Here is a 25,272-nt window from a genome sequence, read left to right on the forward strand (position 1 = left end):
TTTTTTCCTTCACCCATCCTCCTCTTTCGAACAATTTCTCCGCTTTATTTCATCTTCTAAAGATTTACGAAAAAAATGCTTGCTGTCCTTCATCAAACCGGTCGCCTTGCCGCAAGAAAACGCCCGGTTCAACACATAAATACATCGACAAGCTATCTGAAGTGTGCAATTATATGATCGAGTATGGCATTCATACCCTTCGGTAATTCATGTCTTATTTCATATCACAAAGGAGTATATGCGCATGAGTCAGAAGACAAAATTTAATAATGACTGGTTTTTTGCCAAACAACCGCTACATACGGAATTTGCAGATGCCACTAAAGACAGTGTGGTTTGGGAGCCGGTAACTCTGCCCCATGACTGGCTGATTTACGACGCTAACAATTTATACGAAGACGGCGAAGGCTGGTACCGAAAACTACTGCATCTGGACAAAATTGAACCGGGTACCCGCTTGTCTCTTCGTTTTGAAGGCGTTTACATGAATTCCTCGCTCTATGTTAACGGCCGCCTTGCAGGCACATGGAAATATGGGTACTCTACCTTCGAACTGGACATTACACCTTATCTATCGGCAGGTCCTAACGAAATCCATGTCCAAGTTATCCATGAGGCTCCCAACTCCCGCTGGTATTCTGGGGCGGGAATTTACCGGAACGTCTGGTTGAAAACTTACCCGGATACCCACCTTGTTGCGGATGGAATCTATATTGCGGCGAGAGAAGTAGAGAGAGCGTGGCATGTTGAAGTGGAAACTGAAATCCATGCGGGTACGATGTTGAAATCCGCATCTCAATATAAGCTGCGCCATAGCATTCTGGATGATTCGGGATGTATGATCGCCCAAACGGAAAACGATTTCCTACCTCTTCAGGACGGGATCATCAACATCCCTTCACTTCTCCAAGTCGAAGACCCGGTGCTTTGGGATATCGACCGGCCTTATAGTTACGTCATCAAAACGGAGCTATTCGCGGACGGATGCCTCACCGATGAAGAGATGCAAAGCTTCGGTTTCCGGAGCATGAAGTTTGACAGCCAGCAAGGTTTCTTCCTGAACGGCCGCAAGGTCAAAATTCACGGTGTTTGCCAGCACCATGATTTGGGCTGTCTTGGTGCCGCAGTGAATAAAGCGGCTTTACGAAGACAGATCGTCCTCCTTCAGGAGATGGGTGTAAACGCGATACGTACCGCCCACAATATGCCTGCCGTGGAACTGATGGAGCTGGCCGACGAAATTGGCATCCTCATCGTTTCGGAAGCGTTCGATATGTGGGAGCGGAAGAAAACCACTTATGACTATGCGAGATTTTTCCCGGAATGGTGGAAAAAAGACGTGGCAAGTTGGGTGCGGCGGGACAGGAACCGCCCCAGCCTCTTGATGTGGAGCATCGGAAATGAGATTTACGATACCCATGCCGATGAACGCGGTCAGGAGCTGACTCGGCAGCTAAGAGACGAAGTCATGCTCCACGATCCTAAAGCCAATGCTGTCGTAACGATCGGTTCCAATTTTATGCCTTGGGAAAACGCCCAAAAATGCGCCGATCTCGTCAAGTTTGCGGGGTATAACTATGCTGAGAAATACTATGAGCAGCATCATGCGGAGCACCCTGACTGGATTATCTATGGAAGCGAGACCTCCTCAACGGTTCAAAGCAGAGGGATCTATCACTTTCCGTTTGCGCAATCCATGTTGTCGGATGACGACGAGCAATGCTCTTCCTTGGGAAACAGCTCCACCAGTTGGGGAGCAAAAAGCACGGAAGCCTGCATCATTGCAGATCGGGATGCTGCCTTCTCTCCCGGACAATTTTTGTGGACCGGCTTTGACTATATCGGTGAACCGACCCCCTATCACACCAAGAACTCGTATTTCGGGCAACTGGACACGGCGGGCTTCAAAAAGGATTCCTTTTACATCTACCAAGCGGAATGGAGAGATTATAAAGCAAACCCGATGATTCATGTCTTCCCTTATTGGGACTTCTCCGAGGGGCAGATTATTGATGTAAGAGTCTGCTCCAATGCTCCTAAAATAGAATTATTTTTAAACGGAGAATCACTAGGAACCAGAGATATTGATCACATTCATGGACAACAGCTGTTGGGAGAATGGCAAATTCCATACACCAAGGGTGACCTCAGGGCGGTAGCCTATGATGAGAATGGCGCTCAGATTGCCGAGGATGTGAAATCATCTTTCGGGGATGCCGTTGCGATTGCCATGGAATCAGACAAAGCGACGATCACGGCGGACGGTTCAGATCTCGTATTTGTTGAAATCTCGGTTAAAGATGAAGCCGGTCATCCCGTAGAAAACGCAAATAACCGGGTTCACCTTACGGTGGAAGGACCTGCCCGGCTGGTGGGTTTGGATAACGGAGACAGTACCGACTACGACTCCTATAAAGGAACAAACCGCCGGTTGTTTAGCGGTAAACTCCTTGCCGTCATTGCGGCCAACATGGAGACTGGCACGGTTAAAGTACGGGCAGAATCCAAAGGATTGCTGCCGTGCGAGATTAAGCTGGAATCGATTTCTGCACAACCGACCGACAATTGTACAGCGGAAGAGCTCACGCTCTATGGCCACGCCCCTCTGGCCACCCAACTCCAGGAAAAAGAACCGGTCTCCGTGGAACGGAATACAGATGAAGTTCCAGTCCGCAAGCTGGAGATTATCTGCCCTGAAGGGAACACTCTGCACAAAGACAAAACAACACTGCCGGTCCGGGTACAGCTCCATCCCGCCGATACGACTTATCGGGAGGTGGAATGGCGCGTCACGAACGCGGCGGGCGTCGATACCAACATCGCATTCCTGCAAGTGAATGAACATGAAGCGGTATTAACAGCTTTGGGGGACGGAGATATTTACCTCCGCTGCGGAACCAGAAACGGTGCTGACGCCATCCGGTTATATTCGGTGATGGAATTCCATATCGACGGGTTAGGCCAAGCGCACACGAATCCTTATGAGTTCGTTTCTGCCGGGTTACACAGCGATGCCAGCCGGAATTTGACGAACGGCAATGATCGGGGCGTCGCTACATCCCGCGACGGTGAAAGCTGGATCTGTTTTGACAACATTAATTTTGGCAGCTTTGGTTCGGATGAAATCACGCTGCCTATCTTCTCCCTGGATAGCGAGGAGTTTCCAATTGAAATCTGGGAAGGCCATCCGGATGAAGCGGATGCTTCATTACTAACGGAGGTTACCTATCAACGGCCATCCATTTGGAACGTTTATCAGGACGAGACTTACCGGTTACCGAAACGATTGAAGGGGATCACTTCCCTCTGTTTCGTGTTACGCCGGAAGATCCATCTGAAAGGCTTTCAGTTCAAACAGCCGGACAAAGCATTTCAAAGGCTTAGCGCGCTGGACCATGATGACATCTATGGCGATTCTTATACGATTACGGCGGATGCCATCACGGATATAGGCAACAACGTTTCACTGGTCTTTGATGATATGGACTTTGGTGAGACCAGTGCCACGAAACTCGTAATCAGCGGACAATCTCCGCTCGACAAGAATACGCTGCATGTTTTGTTCAAGGGTGCGGATGGGGAATCCCGGCAGATCGTGGAGTTTGCGTACTCCGAGGATTATTGCGAGAGGGAATTCACGCTTGAGCCGATCACTGGCGTTCAAACGGTGACCTTTGTCTTCTTGCCCGGCAGCCAGTTTGACTTTAAATGGTTCCAATTTGTCTAGAGATCTAAAAACGGGCTGTCTCTCATACAGAGAACAGCCCGTTTTTCTATATGTAACTAGTTGCTTATCCTCATCAGCCCGGACATCCAGCTCCGCATCAAGTAAAGTATTCCAGTTTAGCCTTAGGAAAGAACTTCTCCATGTCGGTATAAAGATGACTTTTCAAGTCCTCTTCTTCCTCTTTCTGATAAATGTATTTGCCGATGCCATATTTCCCCCATTTATATCTTCTCTTCTCTTCGTCCAGCTCCAGCTTGGTCATTGGATAGTTCTTCTCAATTACCCGCTTGGCGGGTTTGGTAAAGCGGTGCTGAATGAATTCAAACGTAATATCGTCCCGCGCATCGGCAGGCAATTCGGCATCAAGGCGTTCAAACATATGGCGATAACCTTGCTCCCATCCTTCGTGAATATAAATCGGAGCAACGATGAATCCTAGCGGGTAACCGGCCCGGGCAACCTTCCCGGCGGCCTCAATCCTTTTTTCCAGGGGCGAGGTTCCGGGTTCAAAGTTCTTAATCACATAGTCCGCATTGACGCTAAAACGGAATCTCGTTTTTCCCTGGTGCTTAGCATCCAGCAAATGATCCACATGGTGGAACTTTGTCACAAACTTCAATTTCCCGTAGGAGGAATTGCCAAAATGCTCGATAGCTCGTTTTAAGGTGTGGGTTAGGTGATCGATTCCTACAATATCGGAAGTACAGGCTGCCTCAAAGCGTGTGAATTCGGGTGCACGTTCCTCCATGTATTTGTCGGCTGCCTCCAAAATTTCTTCCACGTTGACATAGGTGCGGATGTACGGCTTGCTCCCCATGGTCGTCTGCAAATAGCAGTAATGGCAATGACCCATGCAGCCTGTGGCAAACGGGATGGCGTATTCGGCCGACGGCTTGGAGGTGTCGAACTTCAGCGTCTTCCGGATTCCGACCACCAGCGTCGATTTGGCCACCCGGTATCTTTGAAAATCGTTGTCCCCCGGAAGATTCCTCACTTGGTTATGCGAGGTCGTATAGCGAATTTCGACGTCCATATTAGAGAATTTCTCAAGCAATTGTTTGCCCAACGGATATTCCAAGGCGTCCGGTTCAAAATAAACCAGCTTAGGCATAAACGGGTTGATCATTCCAGCGTCTCCTCCGGTGCGTTACCAAAGTAATGGTCGTATGCTTGCTCCGCTTCACCCGCCGTAGCGTAGACGGCCATCTCCTGAGTCAGTGGATAATATGTTTCATAAAGAAACACTGCGAGCTCACCGGGTTGCTCCGGATGATTCACTACTGCGGCCTCCTGTATATTAGCAACATCCTGGGTATGAGGATTGCGATAAAAGACATAAACGATGTCCCCGGCTTGGTAGGTTCCGTGATCGCGATACAATTCCATTTGTTGTTCACTCTCTTTCCTTATAGCAGCATAAATTAAATATTCCCCCAAGCCTCTAAACTTATGTTTCTTAATAAAGTAAAAAAGAAAAGCCATGAACCTTAACCGTTGTGGTCAAAGTTCATGGCTAAATGATATTTAAAGCGATGCTTGCGCCCTGAATATCGGGGCATGGCTTAAACCTGTCCTTGCTCGTTCGCGATCGGCTTTCCGGCCTCAAGTAATATTTTGTTCCGGCCTAAGAACACCGCCAGAATCAAGATAAGCAGTCCGGTCCCGATCAGCAGCCATTCGATTTGGATCACATCGGCAATCGGGCCGAAAATGAGCATTCCTAACGGCATCATTGAGGTAGAAATCATCCCGAACACCCCGAAGATTCTTCCCAAGTAGCTCTCTTCTACCCTCTCCTGTACTAGAACCATGGTCGGGGTATTGAACAGGGGCATCGCCACACCAAATACGGCCATGAAGACCAAGTAGATCCAGAAGACAGGAACAAGGCCAAGCGCCAGCGTACATGCTCCCATAAGAAGGCTTGCGAGGGTCATCGTATGAATTTTATTTCGGAAACCGCCCCAACTAGCAATAAACCCGCCTCCTGCCATCATACCGACCGAGAACGCGATCTCAATAGCGGTCAAGCGCCAGACATCGTCCCCGAAGCTTCGGGTAACCTGAAGCGGCGTCAAAAATGCGGCTGGAGCCATCAATATAAAGAAAACGGCAAAGAACAGAAAGAAGCTTTTCAAAAAATCATGTTGTTTAATGTAGGATATGCCGTGCATAAAATCGCTGAAATAACTCGTGGTCTGTTTTTCAGCCGCCTTTTCATGTACTGGAATTTTAAAGAAGAAAAGCAGGGTCAAAATAGCAATCGTCGCGGTGATGACATCGATAAAGAAGATAATTTCAAGAGAAGCCATCGTCATTAAAGCCGCGCTGGCCATAGGGGCTACAAACGTCATAATCGCTTGCAATGTTCCGTTAATACCGTTGACTCGAGTCAGTTTGTCGGTAGGCACAATTTGCGGCAAGATCGCGCCGACCGCCGGTGTTTGCACTCCTGTTCCGAGGGCCCGGACAACAGCCATTGCAAAGAGCAGCCAAATCGAATCATGTCCCATTAAAAATAAAACAGCTAAAATCAAGGTAGCTGCCGCAATCAGGCCGTCGGCCAACATAATGAGGAGCTTCCGGTTAAACCGGTCCGCCCAGACACCGGCAAAAGGAGACAAAATAAAGGTCGGGATAAACCCGCAAACGATATACAGCGTCATCATGACACCCGACTCGGTAGAAAGCGTGATATGCCACATGATCGCATACTGAACCAAGGCTGAACCAAAAAGGGAAATCGTTTGGCTGCTTAGGAAGAGAATAATATTTCTCTTCCAGTTACTAGTCGACATCTGCTATCTTCCACCTTCTTTCTTCTACTTCATTCCATTATTTTGAAGGTCGTTTGAAAGAAGGTCAAGCAAATAATATTTCAAATCCACCACGCGCAAAGATTGAGGTCTTTGAGCCGTCCCGCCGATGATCAAGGGAACAAGCGACTCCGCTTTTCGGATAGAACCGTGGCCGCCGCCTCCTTCATGCTTTGGTGAGCTTTTGTCCGTCAGTTCATATCCGGGTTTGGCCGTAACGACCAAATAGTCACCCTCGTGCGAATGGAGTGCGCTCGACAGTCTCATAAGTGCATCGGGGTAGTCAACGTAATCCAAAGTTTGATCTTCCTGATTCACCCGTAAATCCAATAATTCGGCATCTCCCTCTAGTGTCCAGGATTGCTTGTAAGGATCCTTCAACGTTCCGCCAGCCTTATAACTGAGCTGCTTTGTGGTTCCCCCTTGGCTGACGTGAATCCGGTCCCGATCCCTCCAGGCCACGAAGTCGATCCGGGAATCGGCTTGCAGCAGAGCCGCGGCATTATTTAATGAGGCTTTCCCCTTTAGCGAATAAACATAAGCCATTGTTTCATTAACGGCGAATAAAATATCCTTTTCCTTGGACCCGGTTTCACCCGGGCTAAGCACCCGGGCATCGCCGATCAGGTCAGGCAAGTCGATTTCCGGGTTCTGATCGGACGGGCGAATGGCAGTCATTCCGCTGTCCCCGGCAACAATAATTACAGCCTCTTTCAACGCTTGCTCTCTCGAACCAAAGGATTGGAGTAAGGAATCAAGCTGCCGGTCCAAGGCTTTTAGCCCCTTTGATGCCGAGGGGCCGTTCTTATGCAGTTCTTGATCCAGGTCTGGAAGGTACACGAACAGAAAATCAGGCAATTTTCGGGACTGGACTAAATATTTGACGACTTCGATGGCATAATCGTTATTGAAGCCAAGCTTATCGGTCAAGCTTTCGGGCAAGGAAATTAGACCTTTCAACGGATTGGACAACGATCCCAAGGTTAAGAAGTCCGGCCCGTTCACATGGATTTCCTTCGGTAATGTCGAGGGAATATGAATCCAGCCGGGGAGCGACAGCGTATGATCCCTTGCTCCCCGGTAAACCAAGCCATTAACCGAGCCGGATTTCAACCCGCGCTTAGTCAAATCCTCATGAATCGTCGTAACGCCGTTGTTCAAATGGTCTTGATTTAAATGAATGATCGCATCGTTCAACACGCGATTAACGCCTTGCTGAACAATTTCGACGGGCCCAGTCCCGTAATTGATCACTTTCTTGTCTTTTGCTGAATACCAGGTCAGTCCAGGCACCCGGTGGTCGATCGGATATTTTCCGGTCAACAAGGTGCTGTCAATCGAAACGGACATCGTCGGAAAGGAGCTGACTAAATTTTTGTAATATTGCCCGTGTTCGGTGAGAAATTGAAGGGTCGGAAGCTCTTTGGCGCGGATGCCACGATCAATGGCTTGAGGCATCAAGGAGTCAACCAACACATATATAACCTTTTTGGGCTGCGCACCGCTGGCTGATTTTAACCGCAGCAAATCCTGTTCCTTCGGCTTTGAATTATGGCATCCGGACATTATGATCGAAATTAAAACCAATATTGTGATTGTTCCTAGAATCTGTCGATCTATTTTCCACATAGCGGCTACTCTCCCGTTTTTAATACATTTTGTCACGGGAAGCGGATCGCCATTCATCTTTATTGCCATATTTTATTTCCGGTGAGTTTACGTCAATCCTGTTCCTCATGGTCCGGTTTCTTCCACAAACATCAAAGACCGCCCTTATAATAGAGGGCGGTCCTGTTTGTTTCATTTACATAGGCGATCAATTCCGCCTTTCATTACTTCTGGGCTTCCAAAGCCTCCAAATATTCGTTCACTTGAGTTGGCGTCTTCGCAAACTTGCTGTGCAAATGCCCTACTTTTTCCCCGTTCTTGTATACCAGCAAACTAGGAATCCCGCGAACCTCATTGGCTTCCGCAAGCGGTTGGAACTCCTCCGCATCCATTGCGTAAAAGTCCTTGTCGTCATGTTTCTCGATAATGCCCCCGATAAACCGGTCCAGATTTTTGCAATCCGGGCACCATGTCGTATCAAATTTCACTACCGTAAATTGGTCTCTCTGAGTCAGTTCATTGAACTGTTCTTGCGATTGGATTCTCTCCATCTGTATCCCCTCCTTTACAATACTTATTGTAGCTCACTCTACATTGATCATTCAATCATTCATCACTCCGGATTTGCACGTCGGGTTTGTTGCTCTACGAAAAGTAAAGTAAACTGATCATAATTGAACTGGACAACCTATCGGCAGATTTGAATTAAAGAGGTTGTTCAAAAAGTCATCTTTTGATCACGAAGTACATTAGGTTGCATATCCGACATCGAATCTTGAATTCAGGCGGGCCTTCCGGTGCTCACGTAGGTTTTGCCTATGCTCCGCTCCTCAGTCCCTCCTTCATCCAACCTTCTCGGTGCTGAAAAGCCGACTTTTTGAACACTCATATAAAGGAAGGATCATATGAACTTACAAACACTGACTTCGGGTATTTCCCCTTTGGATCTTAGAAGCTGTTTAATAAGCAAACAAGGCGAAATTATTTATGAGCATTATAGGGATCAGGACACGGCATCGAAAATTGCGAAAACCAATTCATGCACCAAAAGCATATTATCCGCTCTCATCTGTATCGCCATAGATCAGGGGTTGCTTCCGCAAGCCGACACAACGATCAGCACATTTTTTCCGCAGCTTGACGCGAAAGAGGATCCCCGTTACCGGAAAATGACGCTACATCACCTCTTAACGATGACAGCCGGCTTCGAGTGGACCGAATTTGGCGGCGCTAACTCTTTTCCGCGGATGACCCGTACGCCCGATTGGGTACAATTTGTGCTGGATCAACCGCTGCGCGATACCCCTGGGAGCAGAATGGAATACAACTCCGGAGTCTCGCAGCTATTGTCCGCCATTTTCGTACAAGCCTCGGACATGACATTAGCCCGGTTTGCCGAGATGAATTTATTCGGTCCGCTCGGCATTGAGTCTTATAAATGGGAACAAGATCCTCAAGGTATTCATACCGGAGGCTTCGGATTATGGCTGCGTCCATCGGATATGTTGAAATTCGGGCAGCTCTATTTGAAGCAAGGGTCATGGGAAAATCAACAACTCATCTCTAAAGACCTGGCCTTACGGTCGGTTCAACCTGCCATTTCCGTGGAAGCTCCACGTCGCGGGGCTTATGGTTGGCACTGGTGGGCGGATTCGTATACCTTGGAAGCGGAGAATACTTCGGAGCTTTCTTTCGATTACTTCTATGCACGGGGGTTCGGAGGGCAATTTATTCATGTCATTCCCTCGCTTGAGATCGTAGTTGTTCTGACCGATGATAAACGAAAAAAAGCGCAATTCCCCGGAGATGTGTTCCGGCAGTTCATCGCGCCTTTGCTCCTCCGGCGGGAGCATTAATTCCGCCCCGCCGGATTGTAAACTGGTAGATCGGGCTTCCTTCCTTGCCCTTGTCTACTCGATTTGACCGGTCAATCTCTCCCGGTTACTGTCTTCATGACCTTTGAGCCGTTTCAGAAAAGTAGCTTTCCAGCTCTCCGAGAGTTCCGCTACCTCCAAAATTTTCTTCATGTCCTCGAACCGGTCCTTCCCCTGATGCATGATCCGGTTGGCAAAGGAAAGGGTTATTCCCTGAGGATGGCGCGTTACCAAAGTCAGGCCATCCGTTTGAGATACCATTCCTTCCTTCAGAACCCGGAAATAAAACCCGGTGAAGCCGGTCTCCTGAATTTGTAGAGGCATATCAGGCGCGCCGTATCTGGCGGATAGTTTGTAGCATGGCTGCCGGGGTTGACTGACCTGAACGGTCGCTTCACCTAACTGAAATATATCGCCGATGCAGACCTCGTCTTCCAGCAATCCGCGCGTAGTCAGATTTTCACCGAAAGCACCGAATTCCAAAGCGGTATTCAATACATTCTCCCAGTGAGAGTAGTGCTCGTGCGGATACACGCATACGGCTTTGTCTCGTCCGCCATGATGCACCAAATCCGCCTGCCCGTCCCCATCGAAATTTACCTCCGACAGAAACAACGGTTCAGTGACCGGAGTCTTGAAAATCCCGCTCGACACTTCTTTGTTTTGATAAGGCAGCGGTTTAGGCTTGCCCGTATTGATGGACACAATTTCATATCTGAAGTCTTTCATCGTTGATCACCTCAAATTTGCAGATTCATGGAACCCGTCTTTTTTCTGTTTATGAAACCATAAACCAGATAAACTCCGTAACAAAAGTACAGGATATTCAAAATCGAAACTACAAGCACCTCTTGATCCAAAAGAGCGTTGCTCGTCATTTGAGCGAGAGCATCAAACAAGAAATGGAAAACGATCAAAGGGACAATATTACCGGAGGTTTCGATCAGCAGCGCAAGAATGAAGCCGATCAGCAGGGCATTAATGACTTGCAGAAGGATATATATGATATTGGTACCGTTCAGCGCATTGGCCATATGTAAAATTCCGAAAACCAGAGCTGAGAAAACTATGTAGAACACCCTGCCTTTATGCTGCAGCTTTTCCCGCATAATGCCTCTGAAGACCGACTCTTCCGTGTAACCGACAATCAGCGAAAAGACCAAAATGATGAGAATATCCAAGAACGTTAGTTTCAGATTAAAGCCGCCCATGATCGGCTGAACAACCGCAATAATCAGCAGCGGGATATAATAGAGCGTCGCTTTTCCTTTTCGAAGATCATGTTTGATAAATCCAAAGCTTGCCCAAGTTCTACTTTTCTTGTTCATATACAAGGTCACGATGATCGCCATAATCAAGAAAGCACCGCCCTGGGCAATCATGATCCCTCTGTCCCCGAGCTCCATGATCGTTGCCACCGCAGATGCAGCTGCGACGAGGAAGGTTAATAAAATGCCCAGCATAAGTGAAAATAGAATCGGATGACCTTTTGTCTTCGTTTGTTTCATCTTTTCTCCCCCAGTTATCATTCTTATTTAATAGGAATCTCATATAACGTAATCGCCAATTCAAGGGATTGGGTCAGCTTACGAAGGATTTCATATGCCGGTTCCAGTGACTCTTCGATCCCGCCGACAAACAGATCCAAGTGATATTTCAGAGACGTTCCGAGTTGTCTTCCATGCGGAGAATCCGGCGGCAGGGCAAAAGGTCTTAATTGAATAGCCGTTCCTCCTCTTGCGGAATCCCGAACGAACCAGGCCAGAAATTCAATGGAATGCAAGCTATCCAATGAATAATCGGTCTCCAGCTCAAACTGGATCAATACTTCATTCTCCAATCCGCCGTTGGTCCGCAGAAGGGCTCCATGGGGCAGATGGGCAAACGGAGGAAATCCCAGCATGACCGAATCGATTGGCTCTAAATTGTCTACCCCGCTTTCAATGCCTGTAATTCCTCTTAATTTTAATACCGTGTCATGAAAATCCTGAATTTCGTTCGGATAATGATTCATGTTACCCTCCTTACTAAATTTACCTGTTCTCATTATACATTCAGCAGTCAAGGAAATGATTTACAAGTTAATCAGTGCCTCTTCGATTCCGGCAGTGTCCTGCGAATCTATCCATTCCTGGGGGAGATGGAAGTAATTGCAGGAACTGCCTTGCAGGTAGCTATATATGATTTGAGCTTCATCGATTTCGTCGCGGGTAATGTCACCGGCACAAGCAGCGGCTGTCTCGGGGTCTTCCCTAAAACAGGATAGGATTAGCTCTGTTTGTTCCTTAATCAGTACTTCAGGAGACGGATGAACTTGCAAGTTAAACTTCTTACTAATAAGCACCCGATTTCGTTTAACCAAAAAGAGCTTGACGGTATTATCATCCAATTTTTCAGTAATGACGATGTTTCTATTTTCTTCGGTAAAGCCGATGACCTTTTCCTTATTCAACAGGTAATTTACTGTATCGAGCTGATCCCTGTACTTCGCCGCAGCCTCAAAATCGAATCTCTCGGCAGCGTCCTGCATGCGCTTCACCATTTCCGTATACAGCCCTCTGTCAGTACCATCTAACAGGGAAATGAAACGATCCAGGATCTCGTTATATTCCTTGACCTCCGCTTCCCCGCCTGCGCACATTCCCAAACACAAGCCCAGCGAATGGTTCAGACAAGGTGAACCGCTGAAGCCGGATTGATTGCACGCAATTTTAAAGCAATCCCGAATGCCTTGCACCGCCTTTTCGACCGTGTTCCTGTTGGCCGTATAAGGTCCAAAACTGACAGGAGTCTCGTTTGCCGGCAAAACGTTCGTCACTTCAATGCTCCTAAGTCCCTTCCCGGCATGGATCAGGATATAAGTATAACCGAGCGGGTTTTTCATCTTCTTATTATATACGGGCTTGATTTCATGGATTAATTTGCATTCCAGCATAAAGGCTTCAAACTCCGTGTCCGTCACCCTGTACTCCAGATCCTTGATTTGGCTGACCATCCGTTTAACCTTATTGGAATGGGACTTTGATTTATAAAAATACGACTGCACTCTTTGCTTCAGGTTCTTGGATTTGCCGACATAAATAACGCCCCCATGGTAATCTTTCATCAGGTATACCCCCGGTGATGAAGGAAGGCTATTTAATTTGTCTTTCATCGCAGGTTTCCTACTCTCCCAATCAAATCTTTCAGGAACATTATAGCCCCAACCCTATTCCATGAAAAGCAAAAAGGGCCTTTCCATTACCATATTACCGGAAGCTGGTCACCGAACAACTGGGTGATATATTTATGCGGATGCAGGGTTTGCCCCTCTCCTCATCGTCTATCAGTAGTGATAGAGTTTTACATATAACGGACAGGAGTTGTTTCCTACTTATGAAACTACTTAAAAAAATAGGTCTTATGAATGCCGCCATGTTTACCGTTCTTATTTTGACATGGATCTTCGTTTACGCCGGGGCTGGGTTACCGCGCGCCTATGCATGGTTCTCACTCAAAATGGTCATCCCCATTTTAGGTATAGCCTATTTGCTTTTGAATGTTACTCTGTGGGTCATAAATGTCATCAAAAAGAAAAGCACGAAAAAAAGAAGGATCGGCTTCATTGCCGCAATCCTCCTAAGCCTCCATTTGTTATTGCTTATGAACATCATACAATTACCGTACCCGTCACGTATTCAAAATGCTCAGCCCTCGGTTACCGTAAACTGGCCGTTTGCCGGAAAAACAGTTGTCGGTTGGGGTGGTGATTCCCTCAATACGAACTTGCCTCACATCACTTGGGCATCCGAACGCTGGGCCTATGACCTCGTCATGGAGCCTTTCAACACAGGAAGCCACAACCCGGAGGATTACGGAATATGGAATCAAGAAATCCTTTCTCCGGCGTCGGGGATTGTCATTGCCGCCTATGATGAAGAACACGATATAGAGCCGGGGAGCGAGTCATTTCTCTCCATGGAAGGAAATCACGTCTATCTAAAGCTCGATGAAACCGGCACCTACTTGCTCCTTAATCATTTGAAACAGAATAGTCTGACAGTCAAAATAGGAGATCATGTACAAACCGGTGATCTTTTAGGACGAGTCGGCAACAGCGGCTCCACCTCGGAACCGCATTTGCATATTCATCATCAGCGCCAAAATCCGGTCTTGACGCCGCATCCCGTATTGGCTGAGGGGCTTCCGCTTTATTTTGAGGGGACGGACACCGTTCCAATGCCGCAAAAAGGAACCGTAGTGAGCCCCTCCTTTTAAACAATTAATCCAATCCTAACCGGTCCAACAAATGCTCCCTTAAGATTTCGCGGATCCAGATTTCATCCCGTTTCAGCTCTTCCAACTCGGCTGCCAGCGATTCAGCTTGAGATTTAAGCACAGCGGGACCGTCCGTTCCCTTCAGATACCGGCTCAGGAAATGAAGAAATACATCCACCTTTCTTAAACGAATAAGGCTCGGAATATTGGCGATTTCTTCGGTTTTCAGACGAAGCCGTTTGCCGAAGCCTTCGCAAAATTGCCGAATATTCTCGCGCTTATCTCCGTAACCAAGCAGATCCGAGATCACGACGGCCGGTTCCATGGCTCTTACGTCTTTTGTACAGAATTCGAAATCCAGCAGCGCAGCGATTTCTTCCGGATGATCCTCATATACCAGCAGATTCGACGGATTCAGATCACCGTGCACCAGCTGGTGGGGCAGGTTTCTTAAATCCTCGAGACGGTCGCAGATTTTGTCATAGGCTTCACCCAATACAAGAATAGCGTCATGCTGTTCCCGGAAAGCCTCCGGAGGATGCTCGCAAAATTTACGGACCGTTTCGTAATCGCAAATCGGATAAGATTGATGCAGTTCATAGTATGGTCGGTATGAGGGAGCCAAATCGGTATTGACCGTCTTTAAAGCTTCGACCAACTCCGCAGCCGCTTGTCCAAATGAATGGGCAGCGACAAATCCCTCATGCTGCGGTCGTACTCCCTCGATATATTCGAACAGGCAAGCAAACCGGCCGCTGCCGTCTTCCATCCGGATAATGCTGTCCCCTTCCGGCGTTCTAACGGGAAAAGGGACCTGGAAGCTGAGCGGGATATCCTGCAGGCGAGCCAGTATTTCGTGCTCAAACTCTATTTTCTCGCGGTCCCGATGAGTCTCGTAAATCCGCAGCACACAGTTGCGTCCTTTATTTTCAATATAACGGGTTGTATTGTTCCAGCCGCTATCGCCTTCCTTGATGGGTCCTTTCCATCCCGGCCAAAACTGCCTTACCATCGATTCAGACATCCTTTAATCCTCTCCCGGCATAATCAAAGTAATGTTTATACTTCTCTATTATCGCAAATTACGGCGCAACCTCCAAATGTAATCATCCGTTCATATTCCGTTCTTATTTGCTTGCTATGCTTGGATCAAGAAGAAATTCAAGAAGGGGATAGAAGCGACATGAAAAAACTATATTACGCCTCATTTTTTTACGCCATTCTCGGTTTGCTCGCAGGAATATCCTACCGCGAGATTACGAAGCACAGTGATTTTACCGGCGATACGATCCTGGTTGCGCTTCATACGCATATTCTAGTGCTGGGATTTTTGTTTTTCCTCATAACCTTGATCTTAGGCAAACTTTTTCAAGTCCATGAGGCCAAATCTTTTAACGCCTGGTATATCGTATATAATTTAGGCCTGTTGATTACGATCGGGGCCATGGCGACCCGCGGGATGCTGCAAATTAACGGAACCGATATCAGCTTCCTGCCGCATATCGCCGGACTCGGTCATACGATTCTGGGCGCCGGGTTCGTGTGGCTCCTGATTCTGCTTGGCAAACGGGTAAAATAATCTAACAGATCAAAAAGGGTCTTCCGGTTCATTTCATTCCGGAAGACCCTTTTCTGTTCACAAAAACTCAAGTTGCTCCACCTGCTCCGTTCCCGGCTTATCACTCCGGATTTTCAAATGCTGCTTATTGGCAGGCTTCGGATTTTGTCGGACCAGGCTCTCCAGCTCCTTCAATTCCTCGGCATCCATCTTATGTCCATACTTCTCCTTGACCGAATCGACGAAGGTATCCAGCGAACCCCGATGATGCTCCAAAAACCATTCGATATGATTGCGGATATACTCCCGGCGGATTTCTCGTTCATTCAGGTCGTTGGGAACCCGCTCGAACCGGTCGTCGATACTGTCGAACCCGTTAAACTCCAGATTCAGCCGCTCACTCGCCATTTCGATATATTCCCGGTTGATGTCGATACCGATACCGTTTCTGCCGGTTTGCTGACAAACCCGAAGCGCGGTCCCGCTTCCCACGAACGGATCGAGCACCGTATCCCCTTCTTTCGAACTGGCCAGGATCATCCTTTCAAATAAGCCCTCCGGCTTCTGGGTCGGATGGGGCTGACGGCTCGTCTGACAATAATGCACATGACTGAATTCCCATACATTCCCCGGATTCGCCCCCCGCATGTTGTTGATGCTTCGATAATATTTTTGCGGCACACGAACCTGGTCCAGATAAAAGTTAAACTTCTTACTCTTCGTAAACATGAGAATATCGTCATGGCGCGGACTGAAGCCCTTCGTCTTTCCGATCCCCTGGGTATAATACCAGGTAATCCACGAGTTGAACTCGAAGCCGAGCTCCCTTTCAAGAATGGCATAGATATAAGAAATGTATCTTACACCCATGAACACGTAGATCGTCCCGTCTTTTTTCAGAATCCGTTTAGCTTCGGTTAGCCATGCTCTGGAGAAATCCAGATATTCGTCAAATTCCAGATTGTCCTTCGTATTTCCATAGTCTTTGGAAAGGTTATAGGGCGGGTCCGTCACGATGAGATCTACGGATTCGGGCTCCATCTCTCTCATAACCTGCAAGCTGTCTCCGCAAATGGCATCCAGTCTCAGTTCTTTATCCATTTGAATTTCGTGGCCTCCCTGTACCAGTCGTCCATCGTTCTGCGGGAACTGCGCAAATATTTGGCGTCCAGCAGTTGGCAAAATTCCCAGGTCGTTCTGTGCTGGTAAGTGATGTAGTGGATATCCTTAATCTGAATTTGTCCGGAGCCGAGCGCAGGATTATAGCTAATATCCCCATCGCTGATAAATTTGAGATCATAGGCGTTATAATCGGTGATTTCCATAATGCCATCCATCAGGAACGTCTCTTCATTTCTGACCGAGTACACTTTGTGCTTCAGACTTAGAATGATGAACATAAAATCCGGGTCATCCACATAAGCGGTTCTAATTCGTGAAAAAGACGTAATATTCGGCCCTCGGCCCGATTTTGGTATGTCCCCGGCGGTTGCCTTCACGTCAACGTTTCCTGTATAAACCGTTTCGTCCTGTTTGAATTGCAGCACGATATCCGCCATCCCGAGCCGGGGCTGCGCATCGACATTAATAAGATGATACGGATTGTTCAGGTCGTCACGGACATCCGTAAAAATTTCCGCTGCCCACGCTTCGATCATCGGACCGGCGATTTTATTAATATTTTCAAGAGGCAAGCCCAGCTTCAGACTCGTATTCAGAACGATTTTGTTCGTGTTCTTCTCGATGCTGTCCGCTATAACCGCCTCGATATTTTTGACGACGAAGTTCGATTGCTCTTCATAGTCGGGACTTTCCTGGGGGATTTTAAATGTCATGTCCTCGTATTCCATCTTGTCAGTCTCCTTCTCCATGGTCACTCTTTAGTGTAACATGAAGGCGGAAAAGAACAAGATTATGAACCTTGGCCGTTCAAGGAACAAAGCCATTCCTTAAGCTCGGCATCGAATAGCTCCGGCTCTTCCATCATCGAATTATGTCCGCTGCGGTCAAACAACACTTTGCGGATATTGGGGTATTTATCCTCCATCCCATCCCACAAAGTATACGGACCCACGAGATAATCATGCCGGCCGAGAGCTAAAAAGACTGGAGTATGTAATTCGCCTAGACGTTTCCGAAGATCCAGCTGCGCGAAAGCTTCGCCCCATAGAGTATCAAGGATCGGCATATTCGTATATACTCCATCCCACATAGAAGTAGCGTCAAAGTCGTAATCAAAAAAGCTGTGTGCTCCAAACCGGATACACATATGGGCAAATCGCCTTTCAGGCTCGCGTTCGATATCAGCAGGTAAGAGAGCGAATTCTTGTTCAAACCGGTGCTTGCGTTCAGAGGATGCGGTCTGCTCAAAAAAATTAATGCTTTGTTGCTGCCTCTCAGCACTATTGCTGGTGGCGGTATTCAGCAGCACGACTTGCCGGACCTCAGCCGGATATTTGAGCGCATACTCCACGGCAAGGAACGCATTGCCCGAATGCCCGGCTATGACGAAATCCTTCAGCCCTAAATCATTGCGGATCGTTTCGATATCGTCCAGCACTTTATCCAGCAGAGCTTCTGGTGCCATAAGCTCCGTGTCCGCTGGAGACGGGGCATGACCCCGGTGATCGATAAATATCAGCTTCAAGCTATTTCTGAGCTCTCTAGAAAACAAACGGGAATAGTAGGCCGCGCTTCCGATGACCATCACCGGGACGCCTTCTCCCTCTATGAGATACGTCAACGGATAACCGTCAATTGTAATCGTTCCTTGATTCTCCATATTCCATTTCCCCTTCGTCAATTCAATTACACCGCATAAAATTATAGCCACATCATCTGCTCAAATTTTCATGCCGCTCATCATTTCTTTCCCGGCTTTGGCCAAATGAAGCTTCATAATTTTAGCGGCATCACTTTTGTTTTGGTCCGCTATGGCCTGGAACATTTGCTGATGCTCCTGGAACAAACGGCGGGCGGATTCCTGCTCACTGAACATCCATAAGCTGCGGGTATCCCGCATCGTGCGGAACATCATGTCGGAGACGCTTTCCATCATCCCTTCCAGCATTTTATTTTGCGCTGCTCTCGCAATGGCAAGATGAAAATTCACGTCATAGACCTGGCTCATTTCTTCATTTCCTATAGCGTCTTCCATATGGCGGACAATCGCACCCAGCTCCTCCAAATCCTTATCGGTCCGAAACTCAGCCGCCAGTTCGATACTTCCCACCTCCACGATTTTACGCACCTGAAGCAACTGAATCAGCTCTTGCCGATCATTGATCTTCCGCGATTGGATCGATTCCAGCGCCTGTGCCTTCACGAAGGTGCCGCCGCCTTGTTTCGTTTCGATCAGGCCCCGGGCTTTCAAATGACTGATTGCTTCTCGTACCGTAGAACGTCCTACGCGATACCGGACCGCCATATTCTCGATCGTGTCGAGCTTTTCCCCCGGCTTAACCAGACCGGATTCAATAATTCTCTGCAATTCCTCGGTTACGATATCTACATTTTTTTTACTTAAATCCATCTCTATAGTTCCTTTCCGGCTGTTCCCTATAAGTAATAAAAATTTTAAATAACTATCTATACATTCCCTTTAAATAATGGTAAAGTGAGTTCAAATTCATCAGATGACCTGTTTAATCTACACTTATTCTATCATTATCCGGGAGGGAATGTACAGATGATCACACCGGAAATCAGAAGCAAGCTTGTCTCCATCTCAGGAGAATCGTGGGTTCGGGATACTCCGAACGAGCTATATGCCTATTCCTATGACGCCACCCCTATGTTTCAGTCCATGCCCGAGGCGGTCGTTCATCCAGCCAATACCCGTGAGGTTTCCGAAATTCTCCGGCTGGCCGACGAACATCGCATACCCGTCATTCCGCGGGGTTCCGGCACCAATCTTGCCGCAAGCACCATTCCGGTTGAAGGCGGAATCGTCCTCAATTTGAACCGTCTTAATCAAATCCATGAAATCGACGTTAAAAATTTGACCGCGACCGTCGGACCTGGCGTGATCACCGCCGATTTCCATCAAGCCGTGGAAAGTCTTGGCCTGTTCTATCCGCCGGATCCCGGAAGTATGCGAATATCCACGCTTGGCGGAAATGTAGCGCAATGCGCTGGGGGCATGCGCGGCTTGAAATACGGAGTGACCAAGGACTATGTCATGGGTCTCGAATATGTGCTGCCGTCCGGGGAAATTATGCGTTGCGGCGGGAAAAACGTCAAGGACGTTGCCGGCTATGATTTAACCCGGCTGCTGGTCGGCTCCGAAGGAACGCTTGCCGTCATTACGGAGATTACATTGAAGCTCATTCCTTTGCCGGAAAGCAAACGCACTCTTGTCACTTATTTTACGAATCTGGTAGACGCAGCCAGAACGGTTGAAAATGTAATCGCTTCCAGAATTATTCCGGCTACCATGGAATTCATGGACCAAGGAACAATGCAGGTCGTCGATGACTTTGCCAAGCTGGGCCTTCCGCTCCATATGAAATCCATGTTATTGATTGAACAGGACGGACCGGAGGAGCTTGTCGGGCGCGATATTGCCAGAATCGCCGAAATTGCAGCCTTAAACGGAGCCGCAAGCGTTGAGATCGCCGCTACCCCGGAGGAGGGAGCAAAGCTGCTGACGGCAAGGCGTGCGGCTTTGTCCGCTCTGTCTCGTCTGAAACCGACGACGATTATGGAGGATGCCACCGTCCCCCGCTCCCGCCTTGCCGATATCGTCGCCGAGGTGGAGCGGGTTGCGGTGAAGTACGGATTGCAAATTTGCACCTTCGGCCATGCCGGAGACGGAAATCTGCATCCAACCTGCATGACCGATGAGCGAAACCCCGAGGAAATTGCCCGGGTGGAATTGGCGTTTGAAGAGATTTTCCGCGCTTCCATTTCATTCGGGGGAACGATAACCGGCGAACACGGCGTCGGACTCGCCAAAATGAAGTACCTTCATCTGAAGACCGGCGAAGCCGGAATCGAATTGATGCAACGGATCAAAGAAGCTTTTGATCCCCATCAGATTATGAACCCCGGCAAAATCTTCGCGCGCAGCGAACGCCGCAGACTGGTGGTGAAGAGATGAAGTCAGGTCATAAAGACATCGCCGGAACCGGACCTGTCCTTGCAAAGTTCAATATGGACGAAATCTTGAACTGCATGCACTGCGGTTTCTGTCTTCCCGCTTGTCCGACATATGCTCAAACCGGACTGGAAACGTATAGCCCCCGGGGGCGCATTGCCCTGATGAAGGGGGTAGCAAGCGGGCAACTGCCCGTTGACGCGGAGTTTGAGCACAACATGAACGCCTGTCTGGGCTGCCGGGCCTGCGAGACGGCATGTCCCGCTGGCGTCCCATATGGCGGACTGCTCGAAACAGCCCGCGAAGTCGTGCAGGACTATCATCATACTGCCGGGAAACCGTCGGCGGTTAGAAGCCTGGTGTTCCGGCATCTGTTCCCTTATCCCAAACGGGTCAAACGGCTCGGGACTTTACTTTGGAGCGCACAGGCCTTGGGTCTGCAAAAGCTTGCGAGCCGCACGGGGCTGATCCGGATGTTGCCCGGGCCGATGGCGGAAATGCAGCAGGCTGTTTCCCGCGTTGCTTCGCCATGGAAACGGTCCAAACGCCAAACCGTGATGCCGGCGGAAACGCCAAAGACGATGACCGTCGGTCTGTTCACGGGTTGTCTCATGGATATGTTATTTTATGAGACAAATGAAGCCACGGCGCGTCTCCTGACGAAGGCCGGCTGCGATGTCGTGTTCATAAAGGATCAAGGCTGCTGCGGTGCCATGCATGCCCATTCCGGCGAAATGGCCGGCGCCAAGGAGCTTGCTAAAGCAAATATCGAGGCTTTCGAGCGCTCCGGCGTCGATTACCTCGTCAACAATGCCGGGGGCTGCGGAGCGGCCTTGAAAGAATACGTCCATTGGTTCCGGGGCGATCCGGCCTGGGAAGAACGGGCGAATCGATTTGCGCTCGCGAACCGCGACGCTTCGGAAATTTTGGCGGAGCTGCCGCCGCTGTCCTTCACCAAACCGGTCCCGGCGCGGGTTACTTACCAGGACTCCTGTCATCTTGCTCATGGCCAAGGCATACGCACCCAGCCCCGGGAGCTGTTGCGCAGCATTCCCGGTCTCGACCTGATAGAAATGAGGCAGGCCGACAGCTGCTGCGGCTCGGCCGGCACATATAATCTGACCCAATATGAGATGTCCATGCAAATATTGGACGGTAAAATGGTTCATGCCGAAGCAACGCAAGCACGCATCATCGTCACTTCCAATCCTGGCTGCCTGCTGCAAATGAAGCAAGGCATTATCCGCGCAGGCTTGGAGGATCGAATGGAAGCCGTGCATATCATGGATTTGTTGAATCGAGCCTTGTAAGACACAATCCTTGATAAGCGGCCACACCTTCAGCCCCTTAATAACGAACTAAAGCCGCCTTTCCGGTACGTCCGTAAAAGGCGGCTTTTTATTGAAGTTTATAATATTTATTTCAAGCTCAAGGCCATCATCGCTGCACCCCATGCCGCATCATGCCGCGGCAAATCCATGTCCAGGCGCGGATAACGCCGGGCCAGTCTTTCACGCAATGCGGACTGCACATACGTATTGTGCAGCAGCACGCTGCCGGCGAATGCGAGCCGGCCCTCCTGCAAGGATAGCCGTTCGGCCACCGGTACGACCAGGTCGGACAAAGACTCTGCGCTGGAGTGAGCGATGCCGATCGCCGCCTCATCGCCAAGGGCGCACGCTTCGTTCAGAAGCGGGGCTAACGCGGCGATGTCTCGCTTGTTTCGGTTCTTGTCATAAACGAAACCCACCAACCCCCGCAAAGGATCGGAATCCTCCGGAATCCGAAGCTGTCTTGTGACCATTCCTTCAAGCAAAGTCGGAGGAATCCGTCTATCATGCGCCTTGACGACGGCACTAAGGATCTCCCGGCCAATGCTGTAGCCGCTCCCCTCATCGTCGATGAGGTGGCCGAAGCCGCCGGTACGGTGAGAAATCCCCCGCTCGTTCACTCCGTAGCAGATCGAGCCGGTACCCGCGATCAGAATCATGCCGTGCGGATTCTCCAACGCGCCATAGAGAGCCGCCTCATGATCGCCGACCAAGGTCAGTCCGGCGTGGTAGCCGCTCTCTCTGATCGCATTCGTCAATCGCGCTCTCGCTTCCGGATGGCTGATGCCCGCCGCACCGATGCAAATATGCACGCAATGATCCATGCCGCCGCAAAGCTTCGATATTGATGACAGAATCTCGCGCAAATTTTGGCGCACCCGTTCGTGATCCTCTCCGTTGAGGTTCAAAGCGCCCGAAGTAAAAGCGTTGAGTACCTTTCCCTGCTCGTCTGCGACCACGACGTTCGTTTTCGTGCCGCCTCCATCCAAACCCGCTACATATTTCACGGCATGGTCAGGTTGGGGATTTATCTTTATATCACCGTTCGATTCCATCTTCCCTTCTCCAGGGGTAGAACCGCTGGAATCTATCCCGTCTCTCATCGCCGCTCCCCCTTTCCAGAGGTTCTTCAAAAAGTCAACTTTTTGAACACACAGTTAATATAGATGATACTTCTTCTTCTCCAGGGAAAAGGCCCTGCTCTCCTCACGGAATGATTCCAACAACTCCGGCAAATCCAGCGTCCCTTCCCTGTACAGCTTATCTCCGCACAACAGATCGATAAACGGTCGGGAATTGGCCCGGATAGGAGGCAAATAGCTAAATTCCTGATAGTTCCGCTTGATCGTGTACATCAGAGTTACTCCGGTTTCTACGGCATGAAACGCCCGGAGATCCGTCACATAAAGCTGAACGCCTCCGCATAGCTCCCCTTGGAACTTGGACGTCGTCGGCGTAAAATAAACCGGGCGAAACTTTACTCCAGGCAGATCCAAGCCATTCATTTCGTCCGCCAGCCGCTCCGGTTCGATGAACGGAGCCCCGATCATTTCAAACGGGAACGTCGTCCCTCGTCCCTCCGACAAATTAGTCCCCTCAAACAGGCAGGTGCCTCCGTACAGCAGGGCGGTCTCAAATCGTGGAATGTTTAGCGATGGATGTATCCAGATCCGTCCGGTCTCCGGAAAGAGCTGGCTTCGCTCCCACCCCTTGCAAGGAACGACATGTAAATCGGCATTCCAGCCCATCCTGTCATTCGCCATCCCGGCGACTTCGCCGGGCGTTAAACCGTATCGCACGCAAAGCGGGAAGTTCCCTATAAAAGATTCATAGCCCGGTTTGAGCACATTGCCCTCCACCGTGACACCGTCCAACGGATTGATGCGGTCAAGAACAACGAACGGTTTGCCGGCTTTGGCACAATCCTCTATCGCATACAGCATCGAATATATAAAAGTATAATAACGCACGCCCACATCCTGAATATCGTAGACTACCAGGTCAACCTCGTCCAGCATTTCCGGCGTCATCCGTTTGGAATCCTTACGGTACATGCTGTAGACCGGTACCCCGGTGAGCGGATCCCGATAGGTCTCCACCTCCGCCCCGGCGGCCAGATTCCCCCGGACTCCATGCTCCGGCGAAAACAATGCCGCCAAATGAAAGTTATCCTTGAAAATTTGAATCGTGGATACAAGGTCGGCGGTGAGTCCGGTGGGAGCGGTGATCAGACCGATCTTTTTGCCTTTGAACAACCGGGAATAGTCTACGATACGGTCAGCCCCGTTTTCAACTCTCATAATTCGGTCTTTAGGACGCGCATCGTTTCCGCCGGAATCATAAATGTTTCAGCATACGTTTTCCGCGCCTCGATCCCGCGGACTCTAGCCAGATGCTTGTAATACTCCAGATAAGGGAACGACTTGCTCCCGGTCACGAACCAGTGCCGGGACACCGCCTTCACCCACAGATCATAAGCCTCCTGGTCGAAATCGATATATACGTACGGTTTGTAATCCACCGCATCCTCCCAATTTTCCGCATAATACAGCCTGGAAGCGAAATGTGCAGGGTTTTCCCGTTCAATAGAAGCAAGGCCGGCAAAAAAACGCGCGTCATTCACAATAAGATGCGTCGTCATATGGTCTTTGTGCATGCTGTTTTTGAAGTGAGTTATGATGACATTTGGCCGCACTTTACGGATAACATCGCAGACCCGGTATCGCATGTCCTCGTTGTTGGACAACTCTCCGTCGGGAATGTCGAACACGATCGATTCGCCGCCGAGCATTTCCGCGAATTCCGCGGCCTCGGACACTTTCTGTTTGCGGTATTCCTTCATATCCTGCCCGGCCGGAACGCCTCTTTCCCCCGCCGTAAGCGCAAGTGTCACGATCTTGTCGCCTTTAAGCGAGTGGGAAGCCAGCACCCCGCCAGCCGTCAATTCCATATCCCCTACATGTCCTCCGATTGCTAATATCGTCAATGGTTGTTCACTCATCG

General features: G+C 49.2%; 23 protein-coding genes. 6 read left to right on the forward strand and 17 right to left on the reverse strand.

The genetic code is table 11. From position 1 onward, the window contains the following. Positions 1–244: 244 nt before the first annotated feature. Positions 245–3,727 carry a DUF4982 domain-containing protein gene (locus tag NYE70_RS06335; RefSeq protein ID WP_341045410.1) on the forward strand — a complete coding sequence of 1,161 codons (3,483 nt, stop codon included), beginning with the start codon at positions 245–247 and terminating at the stop codon, positions 3,725–3,727. Between the two features lie 97 nt (positions 3,728–3,824). Here NYE70_RS06335 and splB read toward each other — a convergent pair whose 3' ends face one another. From splB to NYE70_RS06360, 5 genes are all read right to left on the reverse strand, one after another. Next, positions 3,825–4,853 carry a spore photoproduct lyase gene (gene splB / locus NYE70_RS06340; RefSeq protein WP_341045411.1) on the reverse strand — a complete coding sequence of 343 codons (1,029 nt, stop codon included), beginning with the start codon at positions 4,851–4,853 and terminating at the stop codon, positions 3,825–3,827. Further along, positions 4,850–5,113: a transcriptional regulator SplA domain-containing protein gene (locus NYE70_RS06345; protein WP_211020740.1), complete on the reverse strand. Its 264-nt coding sequence runs from the start codon at positions 5,111–5,113 to the stop codon at positions 4,850–4,852. Before NYE70_RS06345 ends, splB begins: the two co-directional genes overlap by 4 nt. Positions 5,114–5,289: 176 nt before the next feature. After that, positions 5,290–6,525 (reverse strand): MFS transporter, encoded by a 1,236-nt coding sequence (locus NYE70_RS06350; RefSeq protein WP_341045412.1) that lies wholly within the window; start codon positions 6,523–6,525, stop codon positions 5,290–5,292. 24 nt (positions 6,526–6,549) lie between these two features. Continuing rightward, positions 6,550–8,172, reverse strand: coding sequence for an alkaline phosphatase family protein (locus tag NYE70_RS06355; protein WP_341045413.1), 1,623 nt, complete (start codon positions 8,170–8,172; stop codon positions 6,550–6,552). A 203-nt stretch (positions 8,173–8,375) separates the two neighbouring features. After that, positions 8,376–8,702 (reverse strand): thioredoxin family protein, encoded by a 327-nt coding sequence (locus tag NYE70_RS06360; protein ID WP_341045414.1) that lies wholly within the window; start codon positions 8,700–8,702, stop codon positions 8,376–8,378. Between the two features lie 354 nt (positions 8,703–9,056). On the opposite strand from NYE70_RS06360, the gene NYE70_RS06365 reads away from it, so the two are divergent. Further along, positions 9,057–10,007: a serine hydrolase domain-containing protein gene (locus NYE70_RS06365; RefSeq protein ID WP_341045415.1), complete on the forward strand. Its 951-nt coding sequence runs from the start codon at positions 9,057–9,059 to the stop codon at positions 10,005–10,007. Between the two features lie 54 nt (positions 10,008–10,061). Here NYE70_RS06365 and NYE70_RS06370 read toward each other — a convergent pair whose 3' ends face one another. The 4 genes from NYE70_RS06370 to NYE70_RS06385 are packed head-to-tail and all read right to left on the reverse strand — an operon-like array spanning position 10,062 to position 13,179. Next, positions 10,062–10,754, reverse strand: a complete 693-nt coding sequence (locus tag NYE70_RS06370) for an MOSC domain-containing protein (protein ID WP_341045416.1) — start codon at positions 10,752–10,754, stop codon at positions 10,062–10,064. An 11-nt stretch (positions 10,755–10,765) separates the two neighbouring features. Continuing rightward, complete coding sequence (locus NYE70_RS06375) at positions 10,766–11,533, reverse strand: CPBP family intramembrane glutamic endopeptidase (RefSeq protein ID WP_341045417.1); 768 nt, start codon at positions 11,531–11,533, stop codon at positions 10,766–10,768. A gap of 23 nt (positions 11,534–11,556) precedes the next feature. Beyond that, positions 11,557–12,039: a hypothetical protein gene (locus NYE70_RS06380; protein ID WP_211020752.1), complete on the reverse strand. Its 483-nt coding sequence runs from the start codon at positions 12,037–12,039 to the stop codon at positions 11,557–11,559. Between the two features lie 60 nt (positions 12,040–12,099). After that, the gene (locus NYE70_RS06385; RefSeq protein WP_211020753.1) at positions 12,100–13,179 is read right to left on the reverse strand and encodes a GIY-YIG nuclease family protein; all 1,080 of its coding nucleotides are present in this window, start codon (positions 13,177–13,179) and stop codon (positions 12,100–12,102) included. 134 nt (positions 13,180–13,313) lie between these two features. Between NYE70_RS06385 and NYE70_RS06390 the strand changes: the two genes are divergently transcribed. Further along, positions 13,314–14,282 carry a M23 family metallopeptidase gene (locus NYE70_RS06390; protein WP_244861513.1) on the forward strand — a complete coding sequence of 323 codons (969 nt, stop codon included), beginning with the start codon at positions 13,314–13,316 and terminating at the stop codon, positions 14,280–14,282. 4 nt (positions 14,283–14,286) lie between these two features. Here NYE70_RS06390 and NYE70_RS06395 read toward each other — a convergent pair whose 3' ends face one another. After that, positions 14,287–15,306 (reverse strand): phosphotransferase, encoded by a 1,020-nt coding sequence (locus NYE70_RS06395; protein WP_341045419.1) that lies wholly within the window; start codon positions 15,304–15,306, stop codon positions 14,287–14,289. 159 nt (positions 15,307–15,465) lie between these two features. Between NYE70_RS06395 and NYE70_RS06400 the strand changes: the two genes are divergently transcribed. After that, positions 15,466–15,861, forward strand: a complete 396-nt coding sequence (locus NYE70_RS06400) for a DUF2871 domain-containing protein (RefSeq protein ID WP_211020755.1) — start codon at positions 15,466–15,468, stop codon at positions 15,859–15,861. Positions 15,862–15,918: 57 nt separating this feature from the next. Here the strand turns inward: NYE70_RS06400 and NYE70_RS06405 are convergent, their stop codons facing one another. The 4 genes from NYE70_RS06405 to NYE70_RS06420 form a co-directional block, all read right to left on the reverse strand. Further along, positions 15,919–16,941 carry a DNA-methyltransferase gene (locus NYE70_RS06405; RefSeq protein ID WP_290407320.1) on the reverse strand — a complete coding sequence of 341 codons (1,023 nt, stop codon included), beginning with the start codon at positions 16,939–16,941 and terminating at the stop codon, positions 15,919–15,921. Beyond that, on the reverse strand, positions 16,926–17,690 hold the full coding sequence (locus NYE70_RS06410; protein WP_211020757.1) for a hypothetical protein: 765 nt from the start codon (positions 17,688–17,690) through the stop codon (positions 16,926–16,928). The genes NYE70_RS06405 and NYE70_RS06410 overlap by 16 nt, the downstream gene beginning before the upstream one ends. 62 nt (positions 17,691–17,752) lie before the next feature. After that, positions 17,753–18,622 (reverse strand): alpha/beta fold hydrolase, encoded by an 870-nt coding sequence (locus NYE70_RS06415; protein ID WP_341047532.1) that lies wholly within the window; start codon positions 18,620–18,622, stop codon positions 17,753–17,755. A 60-nt stretch (positions 18,623–18,682) separates the two neighbouring features. Further along, positions 18,683–19,372 (reverse strand): FadR/GntR family transcriptional regulator, encoded by a 690-nt coding sequence (locus NYE70_RS06420; protein ID WP_213655056.1) that lies wholly within the window; start codon positions 19,370–19,372, stop codon positions 18,683–18,685. A 156-nt stretch (positions 19,373–19,528) separates the two neighbouring features. Here NYE70_RS06420 and NYE70_RS06425 point away from each other — a divergent pair, with 156 nt between their 5' ends. Both NYE70_RS06425 and NYE70_RS06430 read left to right on the forward strand, forming a co-directional pair. After that, positions 19,529–20,941, forward strand: a complete 1,413-nt coding sequence (locus NYE70_RS06425; protein ID WP_341045420.1) for an FAD-binding oxidoreductase — start codon at positions 19,529–19,531, stop codon at positions 20,939–20,941. Further along, positions 20,938–22,248: a (Fe-S)-binding protein gene (locus NYE70_RS06430; RefSeq protein ID WP_341045421.1), complete on the forward strand. Its 1,311-nt coding sequence runs from the start codon at positions 20,938–20,940 to the stop codon at positions 22,246–22,248. Before NYE70_RS06425 ends, NYE70_RS06430 begins: the two co-directional genes overlap by 4 nt. Before the next feature lie 107 nt (positions 22,249–22,355). On the opposite strand, the gene NYE70_RS06435 is transcribed toward NYE70_RS06430, so the two are convergent. From NYE70_RS06435 to NYE70_RS06445, 3 genes are read right to left on the reverse strand one after another with little or no spacing between them, the layout of a single operon-like run. Next, positions 22,356–23,372 carry a BadF/BadG/BcrA/BcrD ATPase family protein gene (locus NYE70_RS06435; protein ID WP_341045422.1) on the reverse strand — a complete coding sequence of 339 codons (1,017 nt, stop codon included), beginning with the start codon at positions 23,370–23,372 and terminating at the stop codon, positions 22,356–22,358. Positions 23,373–23,426: 54 nt separating this feature from the next. Beyond that, entirely contained in the window at positions 23,427–24,569 is a 1,143-nt protein-coding gene (locus tag NYE70_RS06440) for an exo-beta-N-acetylmuramidase NamZ family protein (RefSeq protein WP_341045423.1), read from the reverse strand. Continuing rightward, positions 24,566–25,270, reverse strand: a complete 705-nt coding sequence (locus NYE70_RS06445; RefSeq protein WP_341045424.1) for a PIG-L deacetylase family protein — start codon at positions 25,268–25,270, stop codon at positions 24,566–24,568. Before NYE70_RS06445 ends, NYE70_RS06440 begins: the two co-directional genes overlap by 4 nt. Positions 25,271–25,272: the final 2 nt, after the last annotated feature.

Origin of the sequence: Paenibacillus sp. FSL R5-0407 (assembly GCF_038009185.1) — a bacterium.
In the GTDB taxonomy this organism is placed as follows: Bacteria; Bacillota; Bacilli; order Paenibacillales; family Paenibacillaceae; genus Fontibacillus; species Fontibacillus vini.